Here is a 26259-nt window from a genome sequence, read left to right on the forward strand (position 1 = left end):
GAGGCCTCGCGCCTCAAACTTACTTGTGCACTGCGGTGTAAAGTTGGGAGAGATCCACCCCAATCGCGATCGTCTCGATAGCGGTCTGCAGTTGCGGCAGGGTCGAGCGTTTGGTGTAGCGCGCCGTTTCGCCCGCCGTCGCGTGGCCCGTGACGTGATCGATCACCGATGGCATCACGCCAGCTTGATGCATCAGCGTCGTCGCGGTGTGGCGGAACGAGTGGAAGTCGAGCCCGACCCGGTAGACCCCGACGTCACGGCGGTAGCGGGTGAACCACTTGGTGAAGGCATGGCCGAGCCGTTCGTCGGCTCCGCCACGCTCCAAACCAGGGAAGACCCGTGGCTGTCGAACGCGTCGCTGTTTGTCGATGTGAGCGAGTAAGCCGAGGCGGATCAGTTCCGAGTGGATCGGCACGCGGCGCACAGCAGTCGCGTTCTTCACTTTGCGCGGAGGCCGGTCGTTGATGTCGATGAACCAGACGTCCTCGTCCTGCCGAATGTCCTCGACGTGCAACTGGCAGATTTCCTCCTGACGCATGCCGGAGAAGACGGCTATCAGGGGCAGCCAGAACTTTTCGTCCCGCACGATGAGGCCGCCTGGCGTTGTGCGCCGGGTCGGTGACACACAGCCCGTCCAGACCGGCGTTGCGAAAAGACGAACGAGCTCGGCCCGCTCCCACATGTCGCGTTGCTCGCTCGCCTTGCGAGTGGCGGCGAAGCGATGGCCGGAGAAGATGTTCTCGCTCGCGTCACCCTCCGCCACCGCTGCTGTCCAGAGGGTGGACAGGGCGGAGAAGTGGCGCTTGATGGTTTTCTGCGTGATGACTCCGACACCCGAGCCCTTCGGCAGGGCCGTGTAGGTGGCCAAGATCGCCTCGACGCTCAGGCCGCGGTAGCGCGGGTGCTTGCCGTAATCGCTGGGCAACCGCTCGACGCGCTCACGGAAGCGCCCAGCATCCTTGCGCGTGTAAGCGTCAAGGGGCTTGTCGCCGCATACGTCCGCGAACAGCCGATAGGTGGCGCCAGCTTGCGCCGCCGTTTGATTGTCCCAGCGTTTCGTCTGGACCTGTTGGTCGCGAAAGGCTTTTCCACGGTCCTCGAAGCGGACTTCGGGCGCTGGAGCAAGACCGTCCTTCTTGGGCGGTGGTGATGCCGATGGGGCGACGGGGGCGGTTGCAGTTGTCGGGGCACTCGCGGGCGTCGGCCAACGCTTCGAGTGTGGGTCGGCGAGCGTCGCCTTCAGAAGTTTGTCGCGCGGCTCGTAGTTGAAGTCGCCCTCGTAGCGGGCCTTCAGGGCTTCCGAGAGGTCGATGCCGGCGCGCAGCATTGCCTGCTTGGCTTTGGCCGCTTCCGCAGGTGCGAGTTCTTGGATGGAGATCCCCTGACGCTTCAGCATCATTTCGGCGACGAAGGCTGCCTCTTCGAGGCGGTTGCTGGCCAGCGCCTCGCGACCCCTGGCGGCCATCGTCGCGTATTGCCTAACGCGGGCTTCGCGTACGCCGTCGGGCAGCGGGCCACGGGTGAGCCGGCCGGCGTTCTCATCCGACAGCAGGGTGTCGTAGAAGTCCCGGACGAGGTGGGCGAGTTGGTCGTCGGTCAGCATCGGCATGGCGCGCAGGGTCGAGAACAGCTCTTCCGCCGCCACGTATAGCCGACAGGCCGCGAGCTTGGCAGTGCGGATGTCGTTCGTGCCGAGACTGCACACGAGTTCGTGGCGGCCGAGGCGCAGCCGCAGGTCGACCGGAACCCGACGTCTGAAGTGGAAAGTGCGTCCCCGCTGGACGACGTTGGCGACCGAACTCAAACCGCGCTCCCGCCGTCCGCGCGGACGGTCTGTGTAGCAGCGGTGTGTAGCAAAGGGCTCAGACCGCAGGGCGGCTCAGAAGATTGTCGAACGCCTGGAGTGACTTAGTTCTGGCGGTGGCTGGGGGACCAGGATTCGAACCTGGACTAGAGGAGTCAGAGTCCACCCATACCATGATAAAAATCAGCAACTTAGCCTTCGAAAAGGTGTCTGGAACTGCACTGAACAAGGCCAGGAATTTGCTCAAAGTGTCTGGGAACAATGCGCTCGCTTGGAGGCCGTAAGAGGCAGTATGCGAAGGCCACGGAAGGAGGCTCGACTCCGTTGCCAGGGAGAGGCCAGGAGGCCCCTCCCTGGCCTGGAAGCGCCATCGGTAGCGTTGGCCGTCAACGGGCCTTGGCGGCTTTCCCTGTGGCTCGGCTGACCGGTGCGAAGTCGGCCGCGTGCCGTGCTCTCCGGCGCCCGGTCAAAACATCCGAGACGATGTCGGCCATTGTCCGCGTGGAGAGGGTCGAGAGGCCCCGCTGCAACTCGTAGAGCAGTTCGTCGGGCACGAGGGCCAGGGTCTCCCGGTACACCTCGGCGGGTCGGTTGGCCTTCTGGTTCGCTTCCTCGCGGCCGGCTGCCATGCCGGCTTCTCGCCGGTCGAGGGCGGCGGCACGGGCGGCACGGACATCCGGGGGTGCGATGCGCGCCTCGGCGCGATCCTTCGCTGCCTTCTGGCGCTGCCGGTATTCCCCCAGGCTGGGGATGGGAGTGGTGTTTTCGTTGGGCATGGGGTCAGTGTCCTGCGGTGTTGCGGAGTTGTTCGGCGAGGGCCGGGTCGAGGTTCTGGACGACGTTCTGGCGTGTCCGGTTGATTGAGTGAGGCGCCCACGGGTTGCCGTACTCACGCACGAGGTCGGCGGCCTGGGCTGCCTTCGCTTCCGACCGGGGGGAGCGCTTGGCCGCGTTCGTCGCGATGGCGCGCTCGGTGCGGTTTGCTCCACCTGAGACCGGGACCGGCGATGACTTGGAGCGGGACGATGAGGCGACGCCTACCTGTAGCAGGGTGATGAATTCAGCGGCCGAGAGGTCCGCTGTCTCGGTGCCCTGGCCCTTGGTCCGCGTGTTGCCGGCGTCATCAACGACAAGGGTCCGGCCGGTCGTGGGATCGAGCCGAAGTGCGCCGGCGAGCTGGTACGCCGTCGCGATCTCGTCGGAGTAGGACATCGTCACGCCGGCCCGGCGGTTCTCGGCCTTGATGGCCTTGAGGGCGTCGTCAGGCCCGATGCGCCCGAAGGTGGTATCTGTGGTGTTGGCCGGGGTGCTCATCGCGCCACCTCCGAAGGGACGAGGGTGGATGCCTCACCGGCCAGGATGCACCGCATGAGGGTGGAGCGGGCGAAGTTCGTCCGGCTCAGTCCGAGCTTGCGGCGGGCGGTGTCGAGCACGGCCATGTGCTCCGGGTCGAGTTCGAGAACGATGCGCGGCTTCGGGATTGGGTTCGGGTTCTTCTTCATGGTGTTCCTCGTGAGGGCCATGCAAAGCGCACGGCAAAGCGCACCGCGTCCCGGTTGGGGCGCAGTGTTGGGGTAGGTCTGGGGATTTTGGTGGTTCGGGACTCTACTCGGAATTACTACAGAGCGTACAGAATTCTTAGCACACCCCCCACGCTCATGTCAAGTCTCGTATCAAACATGTCGGGCATCGTATCTCTCTTATACGTTCTCAGACGGATAAGTCAAGCACGCTGACCTGTCCTGACAAGTCAAGGCGGGCGGAACAGGGGCTCGTGTGCTTCGCACTCCGGCCTGTCAGGATGGGCGAGACCGTCGAGGCGGCGGCGGTCCCTGGCTCTTGCTTCGCTCTGGCCTTGGTGACGGGAGACGCTGTGCTCTGCGCTTGCCTGCTCGTGCTCAGATGTCTGGCCTGCCTCGGTGATCCTTAGAACGATCTTGGATGACGATGATGCGAGCGCAGCGAGGGAAGGAGCCGCAGGCGACGTAGCTCGTCACCCACGGACTCCGTTCTGGCTTTCTTAGAACGGGACCTTGATCTCCTGACTGTTCCGGCCCTTTAGCTTCTCGCGGAGCCTGTTCGGCCTGTCGCGAGGCGCGATCTTCTCCCGGTCGAGTTCGATGTCGATCTCCCCCAGGTCTTTCATGATGTCCGGCAGGAAGGCGAACTCGTCTGCGAGACCGGTTACCTGACTGACGTCCAGATCAAGCGATCTTCCGTTGAACTTGTTTAGAGCGCGTCTGCGAGGCTTGGGGCTCGACGTAACTTCCGCCAGCATGGCCGGAGAAGCCGGAACATCTACTTCCTGTCCTTCCATGTGATCTGCTATGATGTCGTGTCCTGTGATGTCCTCTTCTTTACGTTCTGTGGCTGTGTCTATGACAGAGGCTGTCACAGTGTCGGTGACAGATGCCAGCGTTGGAGCCGCTTCCTTGTCGGCCTTCTGCTTGGCCCTCATCGCCTCGATCTTCTCGCGACCCTTCTTGGTCTGGGCTTGGCGTTTCAGGGTGTTTTCCCATGCTTCCAATGCCCGTGCCTGTAGTGACTGGCTGTAGAGTCGGCCGTCAGAGCAGAGGACGAAGTCGGATAGTGCCTCCTCCCGCACCTTCTCCCACTCCGACATCGCAGCCGGCCCCTTCCCGAACCCCGCGAGGTTCGCGAGCAAGCGGTTGTCATCGGGGAGCGAGGTGGCTGGCGTTTCCTGCCACGACTTCGCCAGGAGGATGAGCGCGGCCTTGAAGCCATCGCCCGTGAGGAACGCGAGGTCGGACTCCGTCAACATCTTGATGTCCAAGGGGATGTAGTGGTAGCCGGCGAAACTGACGTGCGCCGGCACGAGCGGGTCTTGTAGATCCGATTTGAACGGTGTATCTTTCACTGGTGTTCCTGATCTGCTTGAACCCGCTCCTGACTTGTCTGGCCGACAAGGGGCGGGTTTTGGCGTGAGTGTCCCTATTTCGATTGAAAAAGGGGATTTTCTTTTAAGGGTGATCAGAGTGGATGCGGGCAAACTAGCCCTCCAGCCACTCCCTGTGCTTCGCCGCTTGCAGCTTCATCAGGAACGACGCCGGGTAAGGCCCTCCTCCCCCTGTGGGGATACCGAGCCGCTTGGCTTCCTTCGTCCGGCCCTTCGTCATGCGGTTGAGGTCGTCCAACGTGAGATCCGGCCACGGATCTGACGGCAGGCCCATCGCCCGCGCCAGGAAGGGGCCGTGCAAGTCGGTGCCGGCCTCGTTCGTCAACATGTCGATGAGGAGATCATCGATCCCGAATTCCGGCATGCTGTTGCCGTCAGCGATTGCGGCCCGCTCCGCTTCGCAGTCCTTCCTGAACGCCTCGATCTCCTCGGCGCACACCTTGTTCACGGCCTGAGCCAGCCTTTCCTTCACCCTGGTGCGGTGCCGCTGCTGCTTCTCTGCATTCGTTAGTGCCACCTATCGCTCCGATCCTAATGGTGCCGTAACCATGAGGTGGTGCAGTTACGGCACCGCCACAAGGGATGGTGCCGTAACCAAGCGGTACTGGAACTTCGGTTATGGGCTGCACTCGAACGCTGAAGGCAGAACTCCTGTGAGCGTCACATCACAGCCCTGCCAGGGCTTGTTCCGCGCCTCGACCAATCCACGTCCAACGACATCGACGAAGGCCGTCCTGGGCGATCCTAGGGCAACTTACCCAGCAATCTGGATCAGAGGCCGATGTTCATAGGCTGGGGGATGCGCATGACACGCCGCATCCAGGTCATTGTATGTCAAGCTGAGTAACGCTGAAGCACGAAATCCCAGACGCTCTGAACTTTGACGTCCCAAAGCGGCTCTGGGTAGGGCTCTTCGGGCAGTTCATTGAGCTTGAACCTGATCTCTGACAGGACTGCAGCTCGGCTCTGACGACCACGTAACCAATCGACTCCAGACACGCGCTCTTGGAGCTTCTCCAGCAGTTCGCGGGCTACCCGTTTAACCTCGATCTCCTGGGCATTCGTGAGGACCGGAGCAGGCTTGGTGAGGAGGTCGAAGACTGCCAGTTCTTGTTCGCTCAGGCCCTCGCGGGCTGCTCTGGTCTCCTCCTGGTCCAACTGCCGCACGAAGGCCTTGAGATCCTTGAAGAACGCCTCCACGTCGATCGAGCCGGCATTGTAGGTAGCAACGAGTTCTTCGAGCCGATCGACCAACCCTTGGCGCGTCGGGTTCTGCTCGGCCATCCTCTCGACCTTTTCCTCAGTCGCTTCGCGGAGCTGAGCAGCGGCTGTCTTGGGCGTGGTAGCGAACAGGCTGGCAAGCTTGTCGAAGTCGATGTCCGATAGGTTCACCCGGCCATCTGCGCGGTCGCCTTCTACGATCGGCGTGAGAATGGCGACGCCTTCGATCTTCTCGTCCAGCAGCGCCGCGATCCGGGCCGAGACTGCCGAGATGTCGACTGGGCCCAACTTGGCCTTCACAGCGTCCGAGAGAGTGTGGATCACGGCCACCGGCCCGAGGTAAGGCGCAGCGCGTTCGTCGGGCAGTAGAGCCTTGTAGGCTTTCACGACGTTGCCTGCGAGCCGCAGGAACTCACGGCGGCGTTCGTCAGGGGCGACCAATACCTCCACGCCATTCGCGATCAGAGCGTTCCGAGCAAATCCCTTGGCCGCCAGGATTGCGTTAATGTCTACGCCAAGAGGATCGATGAAGGCCGTCGCCGCGTCGAGTTCGGCCTCCAGCGCTCGGACCAGCGCCTGCTTGTCCTCGATCGGGCTCGCGCTGCCGCCAGATGCACCACCCGTCACCGCGCCTGCATAGACTGCCAAGGCTTTCTGTAGGTTCTGGAACACGCCGACATAATCGACAATCACACCAGAGGTCTTGCTTTTCGCCCGGCGGTTCGCCCTGGCGATCGTCTGCATGAGCGTGTGATTCCGCATCGGCTTATCCAGGTAGACGGTGCTGATCGAGGGCACGTCGAACCCGGTGATCCACATCGCGCAGACGAACACCAGACGCAGCGGATCGTCCGCATTCTTGAACTTGGTCTCCAGATCCTCGTGTTGCATTCGAGTCCGGTGGGGCACGATGTCGAGCCCCTTGGCCTTCATGTCGCCGATCTCGTTCTGCGACTGGCTGACGACTACTGCTGTATCAAGCGAGCGCATCCAGGCCAGCCGCTCAACGATGGCAGCTCCTTCAGCCTCATGCGCGGTCTTCAGTCTCTCCTCGTCCGCCGCGATCAATCGCGCAATAGCCACCTTGGTCTTGTCGTACATGCGGACGGCTGTGGCCTTGTCGATCGCTACGAACATTGCCTTGCCGCGATACCCTCGGGTCGCGAAGTGCAAAGCCAGGTCGTCTGCGACCTTGTCGAGGCGGTCGTCGCGGGTGATGAGCTGATACTGGCGGGCAAATTCGCGGTTCAGTCGCTCTTCCTGAGCTTCGTCGAGCGCCGCATCCTCCAGCAAGGCCTCCATGTCCTCGCGTAGCTCGTCGGCATTCATCTGCAGCTCGGGCTTGCGAGCTTCGTAGAACAGCGGAACGGTCGCGCCGTCCTTCACTGACTGAGCGAAATCGTAGACCGACACATAGTCACCAAACACCCTGCGGGTGCTGCTCTCCTCGCCCTGGATCAACGGAGTGCCGGTGAACCCAATGAACGCAGCATTGGGTAGGGCGGCCCGCATGTTGGCGGCAAGCTGATCGTACTGGCTCCGGTGCGCTTCGTCGGTGATGACAATCACGTCCGACCGCTCGGACAGAACCGGCATGTGCTCCAGATCGGCAGTGCCGAACTTCTGGATGAGCGTGAACACGTACCGCTCATTGCCCGCCAGCAACTCGCGCAGATGAGCCCGGCTGTTCGCTTGGGCATCGTCGACTTTCTTAGTCAGTGCTCCCGTGGCCGCGAACGTCCCAGCGATCTGGTCGTCCAGCTCGTTACGATCAGTAATGATCACGAACGTGAAGTTGCCGCCAAGCCGCCGCAGCACCTTTTCGGCGAACATCACCATAGAGAATGACTTGCCAGAGCCCTGCGTGTGCCAAAATACTCCCAGCCGTCCCTGGTTGTCCTTCACAGTCCGCACGGCCTCGATCGCACGGTTGACTCCCAACACCTGGTGGTACTTGCCGATGACCTTGCGCAGGCCGTCGCGCCCATCCTCGAACAGGATGAAGTTCTCGATTAGGTCGAGGAACCGACGCGGCTCGCATGTGGCCTGTAGGAGCATCTCCAAGCCAACGCTCTCCGGTCCGCCCTCCTCCATGCGCTTCCATGGTGCGAAGAACTCGAAGGCTGAATGGCTGGCTCCCATCACTGCCTCCAGCCCGTTAGACAGGATAACGAAGCCGTTGGCGTCGAACAGGCGCGGGATGGTATCGCGGTAGTCTCGCAGGTTTTTGTCGTAGGCGTCCGCGAGAGGCCTGGTGAGGCCTTTCCACTCGGCAAGCATCAGCGGCAGGCCATTGACGAACCCGATTGTATCGGGACGTTTACGCCCACCAAGCGGACTTTCTATCCACACTTGGCTGGCGACAAGGAAATCGTTGTTGGTCGGCTCCGTCCAATCGATTATGCGTACGCTGAGGGCCTCGAAGCTGCTATCGCCGCGCCGAACCTCGACCGACACTCCGTCGATCAGCAGCTCCAACAAGGCTCGATTGGCTGCCACCGGCAGCATGGCGGACCGATCTTCTGTCAGGCGTTCCTCGGCCAGCGCAAGCGCTTCGGCAGGCAAGTGCGGGTTGAGCTTGGTAAGCGCTGCCTTCATTCGTATGGGTAAGTAGGTTTGGCGGAAGCTGGTCCGGCCGGTTGGGTTGCCGGGCCCCGGCTGCTCGGCCTGCAGGTTGACGCGCTGCCATCCCAGCTCCTCCAACAGCTCAAGCGCGGGCTGCTCGACCGAGCCAATCTCGGAGGCAATGTGGCCGGTCAGCGATGGAGCCATTTCAGGCGGCTTCCTGTTGCTCACGCTCGGCGGCAGCGACCAAGAGCTGGCCCGAGATCAGGCGAGGGAGCAGGAGGTCGCGTGAGACGGCCAGCCGCTCGATCTGACTCCTCAGATTGTGGGCAAGCCTCAGCCAGCTCATCGCGACATCCTCGAACCGGTCCACGAAGTCATTAGGTGGAACGGCAATCGGCAAGCCATGTACGTGATTACGATTCAACGTCGGCACCGCCGCACCGCTGCTACTTGTTGCAAGGTCAAGGTGTCTGAGGAGCAGTGATGCAAACGCTGGGCCGCCGCGCTTGAACTCTTTTACGTAGAGCGTTGTGTTGAGCGGCCAATGATCCTCAAGCACGAGATGGACTTTGCCAATCGTACCCGACCTGCCCGTCACTACGCCCGGCCCCTTCACCTTGGCTTCCGCGTGTGCGCCATGCCGTCCACTTGCGGAAATGACAAAGAAGGGTCCTGGAGAGCGAGCTGATGTCGGTAAATCGAATCCGCGCTGGAGCACAAGTACGTCGTCGAGCCTGACATGTTTCCAAGCCTCCGGCCTGGGCCCGTCGGGCGTATCTACAATCTTGCCGGCCTCGTGCCCCGGGAAGCGGAATCGAACGAACCACTCCTCGAACAGGCTACGTGCCATGTTCTCTAGCAGCACAACCCGCTGCCGGTTGACCTCGATCAGGTCGTCGTAGGCCTCCAGGATCGAGGCGATACGGCCCTGCGTGGCGAGAGAAGGAAGCGTGACGCTTACGCCTCGGAGGATCGAAGAATTTAGGTTGGGCATGGTAGCGCCCACCGCCTGATTGGCGATTGCCGACACGGTTTCAGGCGCCCCAAGTCTGTAGAATAAGAACCTTGGATCAACTATCCCAACGCCAGGAGTGATCCGAAGGCAGCCGGTGCCACAGAGCCAACCGGCCTCACGAGCTGTGATTAGTGCTTTCCGCCCAATGTCGCCTCGCCTGCCATAGACGATGTCGCCTTCCTTCAGAACATGCTGCGATAGCCTGTGCACGAGGTCTACAGGGATACGAGCAATGGTGGCTTCGTCTACCTTCCCGGAAGGGATGTCTTTGGGCATCACCACTGGTATACCATCGGAAGAATAGTCCGCTTCATGAAGCTGCGAACCAAATGGCCCCGTTCGAATTTCCCCGCCGCCTTTGTCGCAAATTTCCCCGAGCGAGATTGTGATCCATTCGTTCATGCCTGCAACAACTCCGCCACGTTTCCTGCAATGATGGCCTGCAACCGCGCGGCTTCGACGTTGAGCAGCTCCAATTCCTCCTGCATCACTTCTAGCTTTAGCTTGAAACTCTCGTCATCGTGCGCCTCTCCCGGCTTCACGCCGACGTAACGGCCAGGGTTCAGGCTCCAGTCCTGCGCGGCGATCTCGGCGCGGCTGGCAACCTTGCAGAGACCGGGAATGTCCCGGTAGCCATCAGCTCCGAACGTCTCCTTCATACGCTTTTGGCTGCCCTGCTCGGCCTCTACGGTCTCGCCACGCCATAGCCTTACGACGTTGCCAAGGAACTCGATGTGCTCGGCCGTGAAGGACCTGTTGGCCCGACTGTCCTGTCTGAAGATGTTGCGAGCATCAATGAACAACACCTGGTCGCCGCGTGGACCCTTGGCCTTTCCACGATCGAGGAACCACAAGGTCACCGGTAGGGTGACAGTGAAGAACATGTTGGGCGAGGTGGTGATGATGCAGTCGATCGCGCCACTGCCGATCAGCTTCTGTCGCATGGCACGCTCGGAGCCACCCGCGTCACTGGCCGAGTTGGCCATCACGAACCCGGCGCGGCCCGTCTCGTTCAGCGCGGCGTAGAACAGGCCAATCCAGAGATAGTTGGCGTTATTGGTGTTCGGCATTCCCAGGGGAAACCGGGCGTCGACCATTCCGGCCTCGCTAACCAGCCGGGCCTTGTCGACCTCGGATTGGTTGAAGGGCGGGTTCGCCATGACGAAGTCGAACTTGCCGATCAAGCGGTGCGGGTCTTCGTAGTAGCTACTCGCTTCCTTGATGTCCCCAGAGAGGCCGTGGACGGCCAAATTTAGGCGACAGAGACGCTGCGTGTCCGACATCTTCTCGACGCCGTAGATGCTGATCTCTCGCTCGGGAGCCGCATGGTGTCGACGGACGAACTCGGCGGAGTGGACGAACATGCCGCCCGATCCACATGCAGGATCGAAGATTTTGCCACGATACGGCTCGATCACCTCGACGATCAGCTTCACGATCGAGGACGGGGTGAAATACTCTCCGCCCTTCTGCATGAATGCCGCCGCGAACGCGCCCATGAAGTACTCAAAGATTAGGCCATAGGCATCGCCATCGATTTGCAGGGGCGCCAACAGACGCATCAGTTCGCGCAGGACAGCATCAGGCAACGCCCCGTATGCCTGGGGCAGCACGCCGGCAAGGTCGGGGTTGTTGTCGACGATGCTCTTCATCGCCGTGTTAATCGCCTCGGCAAGGTTGGCGCTCTCCGGAAGGGCCAGCAGGTAGGAGTAGCGAGCAACCTCGGGCAGGTAGATCGCGCCGCGAGCCTGGTAGTCGGCTGGGGTAGCCTTCAGACGGCCCTTGAACTTCGGGGCTAGGTCGGCGTGGACCTTCTCGAACTTCGCCTCCATCTGGCGCAACGCGATGAGCGCCAAGACCGGCTGGGCGTACTGATCGGGCCGTAGGGTGCTGTTCGCCCAGAGCTGGTCAGCCGCCTTGAAAAGGCGCTTCGATAGGTCTTGTAGATCGACGGCCACGTTCACTCTCCTGAGCTGCTTGACCATCGCTTCGATTCCGAAACAGGGCAATCAAGCAAGAGCCGATAGTCCGCCTGAAGGGCGACTGGGTGATCACAAAGCCACACCGGTGACGGTCTTCGCACTGCCAGAGATCAATCTCTTGAAGCACGCTTCCAACGGTACTCGTTGCCCCCCTCAGCTCTTCACTCTTACCAGCCCCCCAGGAGGGCAGTGGCAGCCGCCCTAGTGCCTGCGCACCTGAGAAGCCTCCACCGCCGCCCTGAGGCTGCCTTGTCGCCCCTACGCCATGTCGAACTCGACATCGTGGGAGCGGTGGTTCCAGTCCTTCGTGATCTGCCGCTGAGACAAGTTCGCGATCTCCTGAGGCGTGTTCTGGCCACCGTTGATGGTCTGGTTGATGTTGACGGTTCCGCCGCCACCACCGCCACCAGTGCCGACACCGGCCGGACGCCTTGTCGACATCGGCACGTTCTCCACGGCCCGTTCCGCTGCTGACTTCGCCGGAACGCCCATGCCCAGAGCTTCAGCGTTCCCGCCTGCTCCGGCCTTCCAGCCGCCACCGTCGCCGGTCGCAAGCTTCGGCTGAAGCGCCGCCTTGGCCTGCTCCACTGACTGCCGGTACTTCTCTGCCCACTCCTTCCCGGCGAACTGAACATGGACGTGACCGCCCGTCGCGTGGCCCGATGGGTTCCGGTACTCGTCGATGACCTTGAAGGCGTTGTCCGGGAGGCCAGCTGCCCTGAGGCGCTGGCGAACCTGCTCAGCGGCTTCCGCCGACTTGCTCGGATCGTTCAGCGTGAAGTCGGACGCCAGCCCCTCGTTGTGCTTCGATCTCCGGCCCTGGTGGTACTGGTCGTTGAACGCCGTGAAGCGGTTGAGACCGCCAGCGATCCCACCATCCTGGATCGAGCGTGCCAGAGCCGAGAGGCCAGCGGCATGGGAACCGCCACCGGTCGCCTGGGCACCCTTGATCCGCAGGCCGTCGAGCGAAGGCACGACACCACCGAGGTTCGGTGAGATGCCAGCCACGCCACCGCCCACGGGAGCGTCGGACGCGCCACCGGCTGCCAGAGCTGCACGAGCTGCGGCCATCTTGGCGCCGTTGCCCTTCAGACCCTCCCACGCTCCGAGACCCTGATTCCGTGCGATCCAGCGCGCCATGCGGTCCTGCATGGGACCATCGAACGTGGCGTCGCCGCCGATGCCGAGGGCCTTCTGTGCAGCCCGCATGGTATTCCCGACGATCTGGTAGCGGCCCAGAGCCGAGGACGATCCGTGCCGCGCCTTGACGGTCCGGCCGAACCGGAACGCCTCGTCAAGGGACATGGTGGAGACGGGCTTCGACGGCATGCCGTACTTCCCGTTGCCGAGGACGGTGTCATACCCGGCCTTGCCCGATTCCGTCGCCGCGATGGCATCGAGCATGGCTGCCGACGCCTTCGAGTTGGCCGGGTTGGATGAGGCCGAACCGCCGCCGCTTCCCTTGCCGTACCATCCGGGCACGCTCATCCCGTCAGGCTTGAAGAACTTGGAGCTGGGGGACGAAACGGCACCACCACCGGCACCACCACCACCACCGAGGGAGGAGCCGAGGCCGGAACCCGTACCGGGACCGGACAGGGCCGCGAGCTGGAACCGGGCGCCCATGGTGCGCACGTTGTCGGACAGGCGCTCGATGGCGTCGTCGCGGCCATCGTACCCGGTCGTCATCGATGCCTTCTGGATCAGGCCAGCGAGCGGATTGTCAGCCTGGAAAGACTGCTTCTGGATCACGCCCTTGTCGGCCCCGTCGAGGGCGTTGGCGGGGCCACGCTTCTGGGCGTCCGTGGGGGCTGCCTTGCCGTCGCCGTAGATGCGAGAGGCGAGACCCGGATCAAGAAAATCGACGATTCCCCTGCCCCATCCCTTGGACACGTCGGGACCCTTGAGGATGCCCAGCTTGTCCGCGATGGTGGCCAGGACAGCCGCACCGATGATGCCGCCGGCCGCTGTGAGAACACCTGCACCACCGAACAGGCCGAGGCCCGTTGCGCCCTTGGCAATGCCGCCGACCGCGAAGGCCAGACCACCGATGATGGCGGTGAGTGATCCCATTACGCCAATCGCTGGAGCGAGCGTGACCAAGGCCACACTGAGGCTGAGGATCTTGGCCGCAAGATTCCCCATCGTCTCGGCGTCGGCGTCCTTTCCGGCGAACATCGAGAAGGCTGACCGCACCGTGTCGATCACCTCCCGCACGCCCTGGCCGAAGCCCTGAGCAAACCGGAAGAATGAGTTGACGGTGCTGAAATCAGGCTTGCCGAAAACCTTGTTCAGCATCTCGGTGACGTTGGCGAACCCGAGGCCGTCCACGAAGCCGTTCAGCAGGCTGGCGACGTGCGCCTTGATCACGTCGAGGTTGAGCTTGCCACCGAGGTTCACGAAGAACCGCCCGATGTCGCGGGCGATGTCCTCGATGCCGCCTCCGATGGCTTCCCATGCGAGATCGAACGTCGCGCGGAGCTGGGAGCCGAGACCGGCGAGGGTGCCGAGACGTTCGTCGCGGGCCTGCGCAAGGTGGCCGGCGTTGGCAGGGTCACGCCCTGCCTCGACGGTCTGCTTCAGCATCGGGAACGCCTTCATCATCTGAAGGATCTCGCCGCGCCACTCGCGCATGCCGATGAGAGAGGCGACCCGCCCGGCCTTCGCCGGGTCCATCTTCGACATGTTGCCGAACAGCTTCAGAAGGAGCTGGGTCGGATCGTTCGCAGCCTGCCGCGAGACCTGTTCGACACCGCCGACGCCTGCCAGGGACAGGCCGGACGCCAAATCCTTCCCGCGCTGGCCCCGTGAGTTCTTTGCGTTGACAAGATCGTTGACGAGGAAGTCCATGAAGGTGCCGGCCTTGCCCTCCTGCATACCGGCCGAGATGCCGGTGCCGGTGAAGGCCGTGAGATCGGTGACGGACATCCTCGACGAGCCGAGCACGCCAGCGCCGCGCCTGAGCGAGGACACAAGCTCTTTGGAGTCCGCCGCCGTGACCTTCGCCACCACCGCGATCCCGTTCAGCATTTGGTCGATGGCGCCGGACGAGAACGACTTAGGATCTTGCGTGAGGGTCGAGAGACGGCCGACGAGCTTGGTGGTGTCGGCCACGTTGAGGTCGAGGCCAGCGGACGCGCCCATGATCGACTTCGCGACATCGGGGGCGGACGCCTGAGGAATGCCGGCTTTCAGAACTTCGGTGAAGGCATTGATGGCGTCGGCCGGCCGAAACCCGTTCTCGACGGCGGCGCTGTTCAGCCACCCACTCCGTGCTTGGTCTACCTGCTGTCGGCTCAGGTTTCCGAACATCCGCGCATTCGCTTCGGCGGTGTCCGCCCTGGATCGTGCCGAGATGCCGTTGCGAGCGAGCTGGCTGATGATGCCTCCAGCGACGGCGCCGTAGACGGTGACGGTGCGAGCCGAATCCATGATGCCCCGGCCTGCATCACGGGTGTGTGAGACACCGCGTCCGAGGTTTCGATAGGCTGCGGTTCGTCGGCTTTCTTCGGACTTGGCAGCCTGGGCCGCGCTGCGCTGTTCCTGACGCTCGGTGCGCTCCCGAAGGCCGAACAGGTAGCGGTGGCCCTGGATCTGCTGGCGGATCTGGGCGGCGTGCTGGCGTTCGCTGGCGGCGATGGACCGGGCGCGAGACCGCTCGGCGTCACTTTCCAGGGTCGCCCGCTGGCGTGCCAAGTTGGACGTGAAGGCCATCTGACGCCGGAAACCGGCCATCGTGGCGGACTCGCCGATGCGACGGGCGCGTTCCTGCTGTGCCTGCTGTCGGGACTGCTGCTGCTCCTGCTGGCGAGCGGTGCGGCCCTGTTCGGCGGCAACGGCCCGTTCGCCCGCGATCCGCTGGTTATGCATGCGGGTCTCGAATGCGAAGCGCTGGCGTAGACCCTTCATGGCCTCGGCCTGCGACTTCGTGAAGTTGTCGCGGACGGCCTTGCTGGTGTCGAGGCTGCCCAGGCCCTTGGTCGGGTTCGCGCTGATCTTCGATGCCATCGAAGTTAGCTGCTTCATCTTGGACATGAGACGGTCAACGACGGCCGATGCATGATCGACGGCAGTGATGGTCATCTGGAGGTTTTCAGTGGTCATGGCTTCTCCGACCGGTTGTTCCGGCCTTGTTGGCGTTAATAGGGTCTTTTAGTGCTTCGCAAAATTTCTGGACGGCAAGGGTGCCGCCCTGTTCTTGCGGACTACCCCCTCGTGCGAATGAAAAGGGGGCCTTTTGTTGCTCGCAAAAATTCTGCCCATACACAGGGGGTGGGGGTATGTTGCATTAAAAAAATCGACACTTGCATTCATGCCAGTGCAAATGACCACCCCTTCAAAATCATCTTATTATGTAGACTTGCATGCTCGATGCACGCTTGTTGCTTGCAGTAATTCAATGCAAACGTCATGGATGATCTTGATTTCTGCTTGGGAGTTGGCATGTTGCTGCCCGGCGCTTCGCCAAGGGGAACAAGCAATGCTCGACAACCACACCCGAGACCTACTCGACAGCCTCGCCGGGAAGCTCCTGCGCAGTTTGGATCTCCACACAGAGGCAGGGGACGACGATGCCGCGCTGATCACCAGCGATGCAGCCGACAGTCTTCTGGCCTTGCTGGATCTTGACGGGCTGCGCCAGCGTGCGGTGCAGGCTGGCTGATCAGTCGTGCCGACGAGCCGACCGGCTCATCACCTCGGCGTTGCGACGAGCACGATCTTCCTTGGTGGCCCGATCTCGCTCCAGGCGCTCCATGCGCTCCACGGTGCGGGACCGGGCTTCCTGTGCTCTGGCCATGTCCCTGAGGGCGTTCGCCGCTCTGGTGGCGTTGTCCTGCTCCGTAGCCTTCGCACTGGATGCGGCGAGGATGGCAGCGAGGATCAGGGGAGCGCGCATCGCCGGATGATACGGAACGGCGGATTCCCCGTCGAGAGTCCTCATGCGGCGCAGGGCGCGGGTGCCGACATGACCGGGCCGTAGCTGGCGAGTATGCCGCGACGATCCAGCGGTGCGAGACGGTCGAGGGCTACCAAGGCGCGGTCGAGATGGGTGGCGTCGGCCTCGGCGCATGCCAGGGCATCGCACAAGGCTTCAGCGCGTCGGCCGGCGAGAACGCGGGCGACGGCTCGTAGAGAACGGCACCGGGCGACCCGCTCGCATGGCTGCAGGTTCGGTGCCCACGGCCCGAAGGCGTCGGCTGGTTTCATGATTCCTCGTGTGCGTGTCCTGGCGTGTCACTGAAGGGTATACGGCTGGGCTACATGCCGATGGTACACCGGAGCTACGTAACAAAATGGTTGACTGACGATTTATGTGACGCTACACCAAGATGGTTTAGAGCGTTTTGATACAGCGAAGCACGGCAATGGCGATCTACGGGTACGCACGGGTCTCAACCACGGATCAGGATCTCAGCATCCAGGATGCCGCCCTCCGCTCTGCAGGTTGCGAGATCATCCGGGCCGAGAAGAAGTCCGGCACCACCACCGAGGGCCGCACCGAACTGCAGACGCTGATCGAGTTCGCCCGCAAGGGTGACACCATCGTCGTCACCCGGATCGACCGGCTGGCCCGTTCCATCTCCGACCTGTCCGAGATCGTGAAGGCACTTGAGGCCAAGGGCGTTTCGCTCCGGGCGACCGAACAGCCGGTGGACACGTCCACGGCGGCTGGCAAGGCGTTCCTCGGGATGCTGGGCGTGTTCGCGGAGTTCGAGACGAACCTGCGCAAGGAACGTCAGCTTGAGGGCATCGCCAAGGCCAAGGCCAACGGCGTGTATGATGGCAAGGGCCGTCCCGCGACCATCCCATCCGCGAAGATCCGCGAACTGAGCGTCGGTGGCATGGGGCCGTCCGCCATCGCCAAGGAACTGGGTATCAGCCGCATGTCGGTACACCGCGCTCTCAATCCGAAGGCTGCCTAAGCTCCACGACATCGAGGGCGACGCGAGGGGCGTGACCGGGAGACCGGCGCGCCCTTTTTCCTTTCATGAATCGCCTCATCAACCACGTCATGTGAAATCACCTTCACATGCTGCCAGATTGATGATGGCCAGCCGCACTACTCTGGCCAATCCCATTGATAATATCGACCAAATATTTGATTAAGATCAGCAGTTGCGCTGCGATTTTTTATATGGCTTGAGTAATAGTAGCTTTCTCGGTGCATAGATCCACCGAGAATATTTGGCTCATACGGGTTGAGCGTTGGGCGATCGGAGAATGCCAAATAGTCACGATTGATAGTCTTGAGCCAGCTCAAGCATATGACTCCCGCACCGGTCGCCTGAACGTAAGCCCTTCCGGCCTCGAACGCATTGCCCTCAGTACAGAAATCATCAACGATTAAAACAGTCTTGCCTTTTTTCAGCGGCGTCTTTGCGTACCGATCGCCTTTGCTATTTTTGATCGGGTTCGAGTTGAGGTGAATCGAATTTATTTGATTAAGCGGATCAACCGATTGACCTGAGTTGCGAGCGGACTGCGACTTGGGCGCCGTCACATGTCGGACGATCAAATCAGGTATGTATGTCTTCCTCAGCGACTGCGCCAAGATTGTCAAAGCTTCACTAATGACGGGCTGAGCAGAGCTAACCGAATGGCCAGGATAGGAGGCAATGTAATCAATTTTTTCCACAAGTCCCGACAGGTAAACACTGGCAGCTAGTAGACGCCCCCAAAAGGTAGCATCACCACCCAAGTGCTTTGCCGTTTCCTTCGCATTCGATGAGTAGTCCCAGGCGTCTGAGTAAGCTCGCGCGAAAGTCGAGAAGGGCGCCAAAGAGTAAACACGAAGATCTCTGTCCTCAAGAGCCCAGAACCAGTCTTGGAACCCAAGACAGAAACAATCAACGAACCTGGCTATATCTTTGGGCGAGCTAAATTGATACCCATACGGGTTAGACCCGCTATGCCACTGAGCATTCAGGAACATCAACTTGCCATTCCTGGCGGTGATCATGTCGTCTTCAGTGGACCCAACATAAATGGCTTCGCACGGTCGCCAGCCCATGTCGGACAGCACCCGCTCCATAGCAGCCGCCTTCGGCTTGAATGGCATGTCGCCGTTAAGAGCCACGTACCAGGGCATTTCACCCCAGCGCTCTGCAAGAACATCCTTGAGATCGCGCTCTGTGCCGTCCTTTGACTTTGCAGTCCAAGGCCTGTTCATAACAAATACAGGCTGGACCCCACGAGACTTCAGGAATGCGACCAGCTTACCGAGTTCAGAGAGTAAGTCTTTATCGATTGCCCCCTCTTTGACGATCACATCGCGAAGCGAGAATATTACACCCTTAAGAAGAGGCATGAATTTTTCTTCAAATCAGCTTGAGTTGACCGAGCGGAGGTGGCTTTCCTCCGGACAGTGCGTCTGAGATAAATTGTCGAAAATCTTCGCCTTCGCCAGGAATAGTGAAGGTGCGTGCGTTCTTCGCAATACCGTTCGCGAAAGAGGTTCTCTTTTCTTCCCAATCGGGAAGGCGAAGAAATGCAATCGGCCGGTTCATACTTGCCGCATATCTCACTGTGTGAGCAGTGCCAGATTTTTGTGCCCACTCCACTGGTATCAGAACCTTCGCGAGTGCTGCTTGAATACGGTTTCTTCGAACGAAGTTTTCGCCGCTGTAGCTGTCGGTAGGTAGATACTCGGTGATTACAGCGCCGCCGCAATCCACAATCCGCTCACGAAGCGCTCTGCTACCTTTGGGATATTCCGAAAAGATGCCCGTTCCGAGTACAGCGACAGTCGGCACGGACGCACGGATCGACATCTCATGGATTAATTGATCTATGCCGTTTGCGAGACCGCTTACGGTAGGCGCCTTCCAATGGCTCAGGCAAAGGCCGGCGAACCTACACAGCCACATGCCGTCGTCGCTGGGAGTGCGAGTTCCAACTGCCGCAATCGACGGCATGCTCAGGATCTTTTCATCCCCCTGAACAAAGAGCCACGCAGGCGCATCAGCTAGATCTTGGAGCGATCTCGGAAACTCTAGATCCGAGGCAAACAGGAGCTTGATGCCTTGGTCGGATAGCTCGTCAAAGAGCATGCGAGCCCGATCAAGAGCACGTTCTCTAACCTGCTGCCAGTCGCCGCCATCCTTGCTTTCGAGGCGAGCGCCATGCTTTTTCATAAGAGCAATGGCGTCAGTCCCATCCTGAAAGCCCAGAACAGTCGAGAATTTTGTGCCGGACTTAGCAATATGCGCAAGCGTCCAGTACCCAACGCCACGAATGCTCGCCAGGGCAAGGAAGCAGATCTTTTCGTCTGCCACTACTGGCAATACCTCCGGGCTCCCTGTGGTCGAACGAAGTGAAGGGTCTTCCACTACGATATTGACTCCACGCCAGGGGCTGTTCTCCGCGATCTCCAACTTAAAGCACCTCCGAAAGGCATTTTCCGCCGAGACCGCAGAGTAAGGCAAGGCTCACATCTTACGATCACCCCATAAGCATGTGTACAAAATGTGAGGTTCAAACCGGGCTGTCTCGTCAATCCCCGGAATACACAGCGCACAGAATTATCGGATGGTCCGGCGGCACCCGAGATCATGCGCTCCAAAAAAAGCCTACGCGGAATGGGGACCTGTGGCCGATCACAGGGGCGGCCGGCGGTGACGCTTAGCACCTGAAGGCGATTCCTTGGCATTGCCCATGCTCAAGCTGGTATCCATCTGTCTCCGGGGCTGGGGATGGTGCGAATGCCAGTGGCGATGAAAATCTCGGGAGTGAAGCGCTTCTTCGACAAGCGTGACGGAAAGACCTACGCCTACCATCGCAAGAGCGGCACGCGCATCACCGCTCCCTTCGGGACGGCCGGTTTCATTGCTGAACTGGATCGGATTGAGAAGGCTTGGAGCGCGAAGGGAGAGACCCGCAAAGGCACCTTCGGCCACCTCGTCGAGCAATACCGGGCCTCGCCCGAGTTCCTACGTCTGAAGCCGGTGACGAAGCGGGACTACGAGCGCGTTATGACCAATCTGGCGGCGATGAAGGACGTACCACTTCGTTCCTTCGACCGCGCCGTGGTCACGGATCTGCGCAACAAGGCCTTCCGCAAGCACAAGCGCCGGCATGCGAACTACGTCGTTCAGGTGCTCTCGCGCATGTTCAACATCGGCATTGGCCTTGGGCTGGTACAGTCCAACCCGGCTGAGAACGTAGAGAAGGTGCGCAAGGCTACGGGCGAGGCCAACCGCAATCGCCCCTGGACGTCCGCAGAGCGCGATGCCGTCCTTGAAGCTGCTCCGATCCAGCTCAAAGCCCCATTGGCTCTGATGCGCTATCTTGGGGTGCGCCTGGGCGACGTTCGAGGGATGCCGAACGGGGCCTACCGCGACGGCATGATCTCATTCCGCACCGGGAAGGGTGACGTCGACGTAACGGTCCCCTGCCCTGCTCCACTCGCCGAGATCCTCGATCAGCGGCTCCCTCACGAGACACACCTGTTCTGCTCAAGCAGTGGCGTTCCTTGGACGGAAGGAGGCTTCCACGCCTCTCTAAGGAAGCTCCTGTCCAAACTGAAAGTGGCCGGGAAGATACAGGAGGGGCTGACGCCTCACGGTCTCCGGCACAGCGTGGCGACTGACCTTCGAGAGCTTGGCAAGACCGAACGCGAGATCGCAGACATCCTCGGTCAGCGGACCACCTTCGCAGTTCCGACCTACAGCCGAACGGCGGACATGAAGCGGTCAAATGCGAGATCGATGGAAGACCTCTACGGGCCAGCGAAGCCCCGTTCTCTTCCGTCAAATGTGTCTGGGAACGCTGTCTGGGAGAGCGACCCGCCAAGCTCTAACCAAGGCTAAGTCGTTGATTTTATTTGGCTGGGGGACCAGGATTCGAACCTGGACTAGAGGAGTCAGAGTCCACTGTTCTACCGTTAAACTATCCCCCAACATCCTCGCGTGGCACGAGGCAGGATCCGGTCGTTCGTCTCGAGCGCTGCTGAGGCTAGCGGTTGAGACCCGGTCCGTTCCGGTGCAGGGGCGATAGCATGGCTTTCCGGACCGATGCAAGCCCACATCTGAACGCCCGCCCGTGAGGCGATTCGCGCTGCCTCAGGCGCTGCCCGGCGGTTCCGGGCGGGCCTCGATCATGCCGAGGGTGCGCAGGATCGCCAGGGCGACGATCTCGCAATCGGTGTCCCCCTCCGGAGTAGCCGGGAGGATCGCCACGGTGCTGACTTCGTCGTCCGTCAGGAACCCCACCACCACCTTGTAGACATCGCCCTCCGGTGCGCCTTCGTCGTGGACGAGGCAGACCCGGCAGCCATGGGCCTCGCCGTACACGCGCTGGGTCAGGACCTGGACGCGACGGGGATCGGCTGGTTCCGTGCGGCGTGGGGCGCCGAAGGTGGGGCGAATGATGTTGTCCATTCTCGCTCCTATACCCGACCCTCCCCGCTTCGGGGAGGCCCCTGCCCGCTTCGGCCCCGTGCGGGCCTCATCGTACGAGGCGGCCGCTCTGGTCTTCGTGGGCGAGCTTGAGCAGGTTCTGGCCGTAGGCGGTCTTGGCAAAGAGCTTGCCGCGGGCGATGAGCTGCTCCTTGCCGATGAAGCCCTGCAGGTAGGCGATCTCCTCCAGGCAGGCCACCTGCAGCCCCTGGCGGTGCTGGAGCGTGCGGACGAACTCGGCCGCCTCCAGCAGGCTGTCATGGGTGCCCGTGTCGAGCCAGGCATAGCCCCGGCTCATGCGCTCCACGTGCAGCTGCCCGCGTTCGAGATACGCCTCGTTGACGCTGGTGATCTCGAGCTCGCCCCGGGCCGAGGGCGTCACCGCCGCGGCGATGTCGAGGACCTGGTTGTCGTAGAAGTACAGCCCCGTCACCGCCCAGGGGCTCTCGGGCTCCACTGGCTTCTCGACGAGGCGCAGGGGCCGCCCGTCCGGGCCGAGGGTGACCACGCCGTAGGCCGAGGGATCGTCGACGTGGTAGGCGAACACCGTGGCGCCGCTCGCGCGCGCCCGGGCCTTGCGCAGCATCTCGCTCATGCCCGAGCCGAAGAACAGGTTGTCGCCCAGCACCAGGGCCACGCTGTCCGCGCCCACGAACTCGCGCCCGATCAGGAAGGCCTGGGCCAGGCCCTCCGGCCGGGGCTGGATCGCGTAGCTGAAGGACAGCCCGAACTGCTCGCCGGTGCCGAACAGGCGCTGGTAGTTGTCCAGGTGCTCGGGGCTGGAGATGATCAGGATCTCGCGGATGCCCGCCAGCATCAGCACCGAGACCGGGTAGTAGATCATCGGCTTGTCGTAGACCGGCAGCAGCTGCTTGTTGATCGACAGCGTGGCCGGGTGCAGGCGCGTGCCCGTGCCGCCGGCCAGAACGATCCCCTTCATGCCTGTGTCTCCGTCGTTGTCCGTTCAGGGCCGACCAGCCGGTCGAGGATGTCGTCGAGGGCCTCGGCCCAGGGGCGCGGCCTCAGGCCGTAGGCGGCCGTCAGGCTCGCGGTCGACAGCACCGAATGGGCCGGGCGCCGCGCCGGGGTCGGGAAGGCGCTGGTGGGAATGGCGTCCACCGGCACGGAACGGCCGCCGCGCCGGGCCGCGCCTGCCACGATGGCGCGGGCAAAGCCGCACCAGGTGGTGGCGCCCGCATTGACGAAGTGATGCGTGCCCGTGGGGGCGGTAGGATCACGGGCCAGCGCCTGGGCGATCTGGGCCAGGCCGGCGGCGAGGTCGCCCGCGCTGGTCGGGCTGCCGTGCTGGTCGTCGACCACGCTGAGGCGCTCGCGCTCGGCGGCGAGCCGCAGCATCGTCTTGACGAAGTTGCCCCGGTGCGGGCTCACCACCCAGGCGGTGCGGAGGATGGCGTGGCGCGGGTTGGCGCTGCGCACCGCGATCTCGCCGGCGGCCTTGCTCGCGCCGTAGACGCTCTGCGGGTCGACCGGCGTATCGGGGGTGCAGGGGGCCTCGGTGCGGCCGTCGAAGACGTAGTCGGTGGAGACGTGGACGAGGGGGATGCCGGCCCGGGCGGTGGCGGCGGCCAGGAGTGCCGGCGCCACCGCGTTCAGGGCCCAGGCCGCGGCGATCTCGCTCTCGGCGCGGTCCACGGCGGTGTAGGCGGCCGCGTTGACCACCGCCGCGTAGGGGCGCTGCGCCAGGGCGGCGTCGATCGCGGCGGCGTCCGTGACGTCGAGGGCGGCCCGGCTCGGGGCGTGCAGGCGGGTGCCCGCGCCCCAGAGCGCCGGTGCCTGCAACTCGGTGCCGACCTGGCCGGTGCCGCCGAGAATGAGGATGTCGCGCGTCTCGGGCATCGGCTCAGGCGCGGCCGGTGGGGGCTGTGCCCAGGCCGAGGCGCTCGCCGGTGTAGCGGCCCTCGCGGATCGGACGCCACCAGGCCTCGTTGGCGAGGTACCAGCGCACGGTCTCCTCCAGGGCCCGCTCGAAGTCCTGGGTCGGATGCCAGCCGAGCTCGGCCTCGGCCTTGGACGGGTCGATGGCGTAGCGCCGGTCGTGGCCGGGCCGGTCGGCGACGGAGGTGATCAGCCGGTCGTGGGGGGCGTGATCCGGGCGCAGGCGGTCGAAGGCGGCGCAGAGCGCGTGGACGACGCCGAGGTTGTTGCGCACCGCGCGCCCGCCGAGCAGGTAGGTCTCGCCGACCCGGCCCCTCTCGAGCACCGCCACGAGGCCGCGGGCATGGTCCTCCACGTGGATCCAGTCGCGCTCGTTCAGGCCGTCGCCGTAGACGGGCAGCGGCTTGCCCTCGAGGGCGTTGAGGATCATCAGGGGGATGAGCTTCTCGGGGAAGTGGCGCGGGCCGTAGTTGTTCGAGCAGTTCGTCACCAGCACGGGCAGGCCATAGGTCTCGTGCCAGGCGCGGGCCAGGTGGTCGGAAGCGGCCTTGGAGGCCGAGTAGGGCGAGCGCGGGTCGTAGCGGCTCGCTTCCGTGAAGAAGCCGTCCGGCGGCAGCGAGCCGTAGACCTCGTCGGTGGAGACGTGGAGGAAGCGGAAGGCCGCCTTGGCCTCGCCGGCGAGCCCGTCCCAGTGGCTGCGGGCCCCGTCGAGCATGACCTGGGTGCCGACCACGTTGGTGCGGATGAAGGCACCCGGATCGGTGATCGAGCGGTCGACATGGCTCTCGGCGGCCAGGTGCATCACCGCCTCGGGCCGGAAGTCGGCGTAGAGGGCGTGCACGGCCCCCGGGTCGCAGATGTCGGCCTCCACCAGGCGGTGGCGCGGGTTGCCCGCCAGCGGCTGGAGCGAGATCGGGTTGGCCGCGTAGGTCAGCGCGTCGAGCGTCGCCACCGCATGTCCGAGCTCCTGCACCAGGTGCAGGACCAGAGCCGATCCGATGAAGCCGCAGCCGCCCGTCACCAAGATGCGCATGGGATGAAAGATCTCTCGAGAAATCGGATCGGGCCGAGCCCGGTGGAGAAGCCTCAGAACAGTGGCGGAAGATCGGCCAGGCGCGGGGCGACCCGGTCCTTGGCCGAGAGCTGGGCGTCGGCCTCGCTCACCGGCCAGGCGATGCCGAGCGCCGGATCGTTCCAGAGCAGGCCGCCATCGTGCTCGGGGCTGTAGACCCCGCCGGCCACCTTGTAGGCCACCATGGTGTCGGGCTCCAGGGTGCAGAAGCCGTGCCCGAAGCCGACCGGGATGTAGAGCTGCTCGCCGCCCTCGGCATCGAGCCGCACGGCTACGTGCCGGCCATAGGTGGGCGAGGCGCGCCGCAGGTCGACGGCCACATCCAGGATGGCACCCGCGAGCACCCGGATGAGCTTGGCCTGGGCCATGGGCGCGCGCTGGAAGTGCAGCCCGCGCACGGTGCCGCGCGGGGCGGAGAAGGACTGGTTGTCCTGGATGAAGACATCCGCGATGCCGGCGCGCGCCAGGATGTCCGCCCGGTAGGTCTCCGAGAACCAGCCCCGCGCGTCGCCGAAGCGCGTCGGCACCACCCGCCGGACCGCCGGAATGTCCGTCACAATCACCTGCATGCCCGGAAGACCTCAAGATCACGAAGCTGTCCCGTCCTTGACGAGCCTGAATCCCAGGCTGTCAAGGATCGGAGGGGGATTTTCAAAGGGGCCGCGATGCGTCGGAGCCGTCCCGAGTCCGCGGCCCTGTTTCCGACACAGGACTTCGCGACAGGAGACGGCGTTTGATGTTGACGGACCTCCTCCTCAGCGCGGGGGATGATCCGGGCGGAAAGTATCGATGATCGCCATTCAGATCATATCCGGAACGTTCGGCGCTGGGCCGGGATCTTACGAATTCGGCGTCTTCGGGCTGCCCGATGGAAGCCTGCGCGGAGTCGAGGACTTGGAGGCCTTGACGCTCGCGCCGCCGGAGCAGGCGGTGCCACGGCGCACCGGTATCGCCCGGGGATTGCGGCAGGCCCTGACGGCCACCGGTCCCCTGCCGAATCCGCTCGGCCTCGCCGCCTCCCTCATGCATGCCGGCCTCGACGTCCTCGGGGGCAACGCGCGGCCGGCCTGGTCCGTCGAGCTTCGATTCCGGGACGGGGTCCACGCTCTGGTCCGGACCGATGCCGAGACGGCCGCGCAGATCGAGCGGGACCGGGAGGTGGTGCAGCGCGCCAGCCTGCGCCTGCCTCTATCCCGCCCGGCAGTACCGCCGGCCGAGACCCAGCCCCAGATGCCCGAAGAGGCGGAGGGCGAGGCCGCCTCGATCGACGCGTCCGTCCCCGATGGGCAGACCCTGGCCTCCCTCTTCGCCTATGAGAAGCGCGGAGGCCGCGTGCGCCGCCTGTCCAAGGCACTCGACGGCGCCTGATCCGCCGCGAGGGTAAGGA

General features: G+C 63.1%; 22 protein-coding genes and 1 tRNA gene. 4 read left to right on the forward strand and 19 right to left on the reverse strand.

Annotated features, from left to right (window positions below):
* Positions 1 to 19: 19 nt before the first annotated feature.
* The 10 genes from ASF18_RS01850 to ASF18_RS01890 form a co-directional block, all read right to left on the reverse strand.
* Positions 20 to 1804: a site-specific integrase gene (locus ASF18_RS01850; protein WP_056348842.1), complete on the reverse strand. Its 1785-nt coding sequence runs from the start codon at positions 1802 to 1804 to the stop codon at positions 20 to 22.
* Positions 1805 to 2190: 386 nt separating this feature from the next.
* Positions 2191 to 2580: a hypothetical protein gene (locus ASF18_RS01855; RefSeq protein WP_056348845.1), complete on the reverse strand. Its 390-nt coding sequence runs from the start codon at positions 2578 to 2580 to the stop codon at positions 2191 to 2193.
* Positions 2581 to 2584: 4 nt separating this feature from the next.
* On the reverse strand, positions 2585 to 3118 hold the full coding sequence (locus ASF18_RS01860) for a hypothetical protein (protein ID WP_056348848.1): 534 nt from the start codon (positions 3116 to 3118) through the stop codon (positions 2585 to 2587).
* Positions 3115 to 3327, reverse strand: a complete 213-nt coding sequence (locus ASF18_RS01865) for a hypothetical protein (protein ID WP_156649554.1) — start codon at positions 3325 to 3327, stop codon at positions 3115 to 3117. Before ASF18_RS01865 ends, ASF18_RS01860 begins: the two co-directional genes overlap by 4 nt.
* Positions 3328 to 3824: 497 nt before the next feature.
* Positions 3825 to 4682 (reverse strand): DUF1376 domain-containing protein, encoded by an 858-nt coding sequence (locus ASF18_RS01870; RefSeq protein WP_156649556.1) that lies wholly within the window; start codon positions 4680 to 4682, stop codon positions 3825 to 3827.
* Between the two features lie 133 nt (positions 4683 to 4815).
* Entirely contained in the window at positions 4816 to 5238 is a 423-nt protein-coding gene (locus tag ASF18_RS01875) for a hypothetical protein (protein ID WP_056348858.1), read from the reverse strand.
* 317 nt (positions 5239 to 5555) lie between these two features.
* Positions 5556 to 8714: a type I restriction endonuclease subunit R gene (locus ASF18_RS01880; RefSeq protein ID WP_056348861.1), complete on the reverse strand. Its 3159-nt coding sequence runs from the start codon at positions 8712 to 8714 to the stop codon at positions 5556 to 5558.
* 1 nt (position 8715) lies between these two features.
* Positions 8716 to 9927 carry a restriction endonuclease subunit S gene (locus tag ASF18_RS22725; RefSeq protein WP_082486935.1) on the reverse strand — a complete coding sequence of 404 codons (1212 nt, stop codon included), beginning with the start codon at positions 9925 to 9927 and terminating at the stop codon, positions 8716 to 8718.
* Positions 9924 to 11510, reverse strand: a complete 1587-nt coding sequence (locus ASF18_RS01885) for a class I SAM-dependent DNA methyltransferase (protein WP_244472531.1) — start codon at positions 11508 to 11510, stop codon at positions 9924 to 9926. The genes ASF18_RS22725 and ASF18_RS01885 overlap by 4 nt, the downstream gene beginning before the upstream one ends.
* A 255-nt stretch (positions 11511 to 11765) precedes the next feature.
* Positions 11766 to 15611, reverse strand: coding sequence for a phage tail tape measure protein (locus tag ASF18_RS01890; protein ID WP_056348865.1), 3846 nt, complete (start codon positions 15609 to 15611; stop codon positions 11766 to 11768).
* 376 nt (positions 15612 to 15987) lie between these two features.
* Between ASF18_RS01890 and ASF18_RS01895 the strand changes: the two genes are divergently transcribed.
* Entirely contained in the window at positions 15988 to 16170 is a 183-nt protein-coding gene (locus tag ASF18_RS01895) for a hypothetical protein (RefSeq protein ID WP_056348867.1), read from the forward strand.
* Here ASF18_RS01895 and ASF18_RS01900 read toward each other — a convergent pair whose 3' ends face one another.
* Positions 16171 to 16449, reverse strand: a complete 279-nt coding sequence (locus ASF18_RS01900) for a hypothetical protein (RefSeq protein WP_156649559.1) — start codon at positions 16447 to 16449, stop codon at positions 16171 to 16173.
* A 424-nt stretch (positions 16450 to 16873) separates the two neighbouring features.
* On the opposite strand from ASF18_RS01900, the gene ASF18_RS01905 reads away from it, so the two are divergent.
* On the forward strand, positions 16874 to 17431 hold the full coding sequence (locus ASF18_RS01905; RefSeq protein ID WP_056348873.1) for a recombinase family protein: 558 nt from the start codon (positions 16874 to 16876) through the stop codon (positions 17429 to 17431).
* A gap of 137 nt (positions 17432 to 17568) precedes the next feature.
* Here ASF18_RS01905 and ASF18_RS23425 read toward each other — a convergent pair whose 3' ends face one another.
* On the reverse strand, positions 17569 to 18816 hold the full coding sequence (locus ASF18_RS23425) for an HAD family hydrolase (RefSeq protein ID WP_156649561.1): 1248 nt from the start codon (positions 18814 to 18816) through the stop codon (positions 17569 to 17571).
* A 10-nt stretch (positions 18817 to 18826) separates the two neighbouring features.
* The gene (locus ASF18_RS22730) at positions 18827 to 19783 is read right to left on the reverse strand and encodes a DNA-processing protein DprA (protein ID WP_244472532.1); all 957 of its coding nucleotides are present in this window, start codon (positions 19781 to 19783) and stop codon (positions 18827 to 18829) included.
* Positions 19784 to 20236: 453 nt separating this feature from the next.
* Between ASF18_RS22730 and ASF18_RS01910 the strand changes: the two genes are divergently transcribed.
* Positions 20237 to 21316 (forward strand): tyrosine-type recombinase/integrase, encoded by a 1080-nt coding sequence (locus ASF18_RS01910; protein WP_210166749.1) that lies wholly within the window; start codon positions 20237 to 20239, stop codon positions 21314 to 21316.
* A gap of 15 nt (positions 21317 to 21331) precedes the next feature.
* Here ASF18_RS01910 and ASF18_RS01915 read toward each other — a convergent pair.
* The 6 genes from ASF18_RS01915 to rfbC form a co-directional block, all read right to left on the reverse strand.
* Positions 21332 to 21405: transfer RNA gene (locus tag ASF18_RS01915), tRNA-Gln, on the reverse strand.
* Between the two features lie 163 nt (positions 21406 to 21568).
* Positions 21569 to 21886: a hypothetical protein gene (locus tag ASF18_RS01920; RefSeq protein ID WP_056348879.1), complete on the reverse strand. Its 318-nt coding sequence runs from the start codon at positions 21884 to 21886 to the stop codon at positions 21569 to 21571.
* Positions 21887 to 21953: 67 nt separating this feature from the next.
* Positions 21954 to 22844 carry a glucose-1-phosphate thymidylyltransferase RfbA gene (rfbA, locus tag ASF18_RS01925; RefSeq protein WP_056348883.1) on the reverse strand — a complete coding sequence of 297 codons (891 nt, stop codon included), beginning with the start codon at positions 22842 to 22844 and terminating at the stop codon, positions 21954 to 21956.
* Complete coding sequence (rfbD, locus tag ASF18_RS01930) at positions 22841 to 23761, reverse strand: dTDP-4-dehydrorhamnose reductase (RefSeq protein WP_056348886.1); 921 nt, start codon at positions 23759 to 23761, stop codon at positions 22841 to 22843. Before rfbD ends, rfbA begins: the two co-directional genes overlap by 4 nt.
* A 4-nt stretch (positions 23762 to 23765) precedes the next feature.
* Positions 23766 to 24833 carry a dTDP-glucose 4,6-dehydratase gene (rfbB, locus tag ASF18_RS01935; RefSeq protein WP_056348889.1) on the reverse strand — a complete coding sequence of 356 codons (1068 nt, stop codon included), beginning with the start codon at positions 24831 to 24833 and terminating at the stop codon, positions 23766 to 23768.
* Between the two features lie 53 nt (positions 24834 to 24886).
* Positions 24887 to 25441, reverse strand: coding sequence for a dTDP-4-dehydrorhamnose 3,5-epimerase (rfbC, locus tag ASF18_RS01940; protein WP_056348891.1), 555 nt, complete (start codon positions 25439 to 25441; stop codon positions 24887 to 24889).
* 220 nt (positions 25442 to 25661) lie between these two features.
* On the opposite strand from rfbC, the gene ASF18_RS01945 reads away from it, so the two are divergent.
* A complete protein-coding gene (locus tag ASF18_RS01945) occupies positions 25662 to 26240 on the forward strand; it encodes a hypothetical protein (RefSeq protein WP_056348895.1) in 579 nt (192 codons plus the stop codon).
* Positions 26241 to 26259 lie beyond the last annotated feature (19 nt).

Source organism: Methylobacterium sp. Leaf89 (assembly GCF_001422215.1).
Lineage (GTDB): Bacteria > Pseudomonadota > Alphaproteobacteria > Rhizobiales > Beijerinckiaceae > Methylobacterium.

Bases quoted from the DNA above. Each gene is read 5' to 3' on its own strand.
- ASF18_RS23425 (WP_156649561.1), bottom strand. From the start codon at position 18,816: ATGCCTCTTCTTAAGGGTGTAATATTCTCGCTTCGCGATGTGATCGTC.
- ASF18_RS01945 (WP_056348895.1), top strand. From the start codon at position 25,662: ATGATCGCCATTCAGATCATATCCGGAACGTTCGGCGCTGGGCCGGGA.
- ASF18_RS01895 (WP_056348867.1), top strand. From the start codon at position 15,988: ATGCTCGACAACCACACCCGAGACCTACTCGACAGCCTCGCCGGGAAG.
- ASF18_RS22725 (WP_082486935.1), bottom strand. From the start codon at position 9,927: ATGAACGAATGGATCACAATCTCGCTCGGGGAAATTTGCGACAAAGGC.
- ASF18_RS01890 (WP_056348865.1), bottom strand. From the start codon at position 15,611: ATGACCACTGAAAACCTCCAGATGACCATCACTGCCGTCGATCATGCA.
- ASF18_RS01880 (WP_056348861.1), bottom strand. From the start codon at position 8,714: ATGGCTCCATCGCTGACCGGCCACATTGCCTCCGAGATTGGCTCGGTC.
- ASF18_RS01905 (WP_056348873.1), top strand. From the start codon at position 16,874: ATGGCGATCTACGGGTACGCACGGGTCTCAACCACGGATCAGGATCTC.
- ASF18_RS01900 (WP_156649559.1), bottom strand. From the start codon at position 16,449: ATGAGGACTCTCGACGGGGAATCCGCCGTTCCGTATCATCCGGCGATG.
- rfbC (WP_056348891.1), bottom strand. From the start codon at position 25,441: ATGCAGGTGATTGTGACGGACATTCCGGCGGTCCGGCGGGTGGTGCCG.
- rfbD (WP_056348886.1), bottom strand. From the start codon at position 23,761: ATGCCCGAGACGCGCGACATCCTCATTCTCGGCGGCACCGGCCAGGTC.
- ASF18_RS01855 (WP_056348845.1), bottom strand. From the start codon at position 2,580: ATGCCCAACGAAAACACCACTCCCATCCCCAGCCTGGGGGAATACCGG.
- ASF18_RS01865 (WP_156649554.1), bottom strand. From the start codon at position 3,327: ATGGCCCTCACGAGGAACACCATGAAGAAGAACCCGAACCCAATCCCG.
- ASF18_RS01860 (WP_056348848.1), bottom strand. From the start codon at position 3,118: ATGAGCACCCCGGCCAACACCACAGATACCACCTTCGGGCGCATCGGG.
- rfbB (WP_056348889.1), bottom strand. From the start codon at position 24,833: ATGCGCATCTTGGTGACGGGCGGCTGCGGCTTCATCGGATCGGCTCTG.
- rfbA (WP_056348883.1), bottom strand. From the start codon at position 22,844: ATGAAGGGGATCGTTCTGGCCGGCGGCACGGGCACGCGCCTGCACCCG.
- ASF18_RS01885 (WP_244472531.1), bottom strand. From the start codon at position 11,510: ATGGTCAAGCAGCTCAGGAGAGTGAACGTGGCCGTCGATCTACAAGAC.
- ASF18_RS01920 (WP_056348879.1), bottom strand. From the start codon at position 21,886: ATGGACAACATCATTCGCCCCACCTTCGGCGCCCCACGCCGCACGGAA.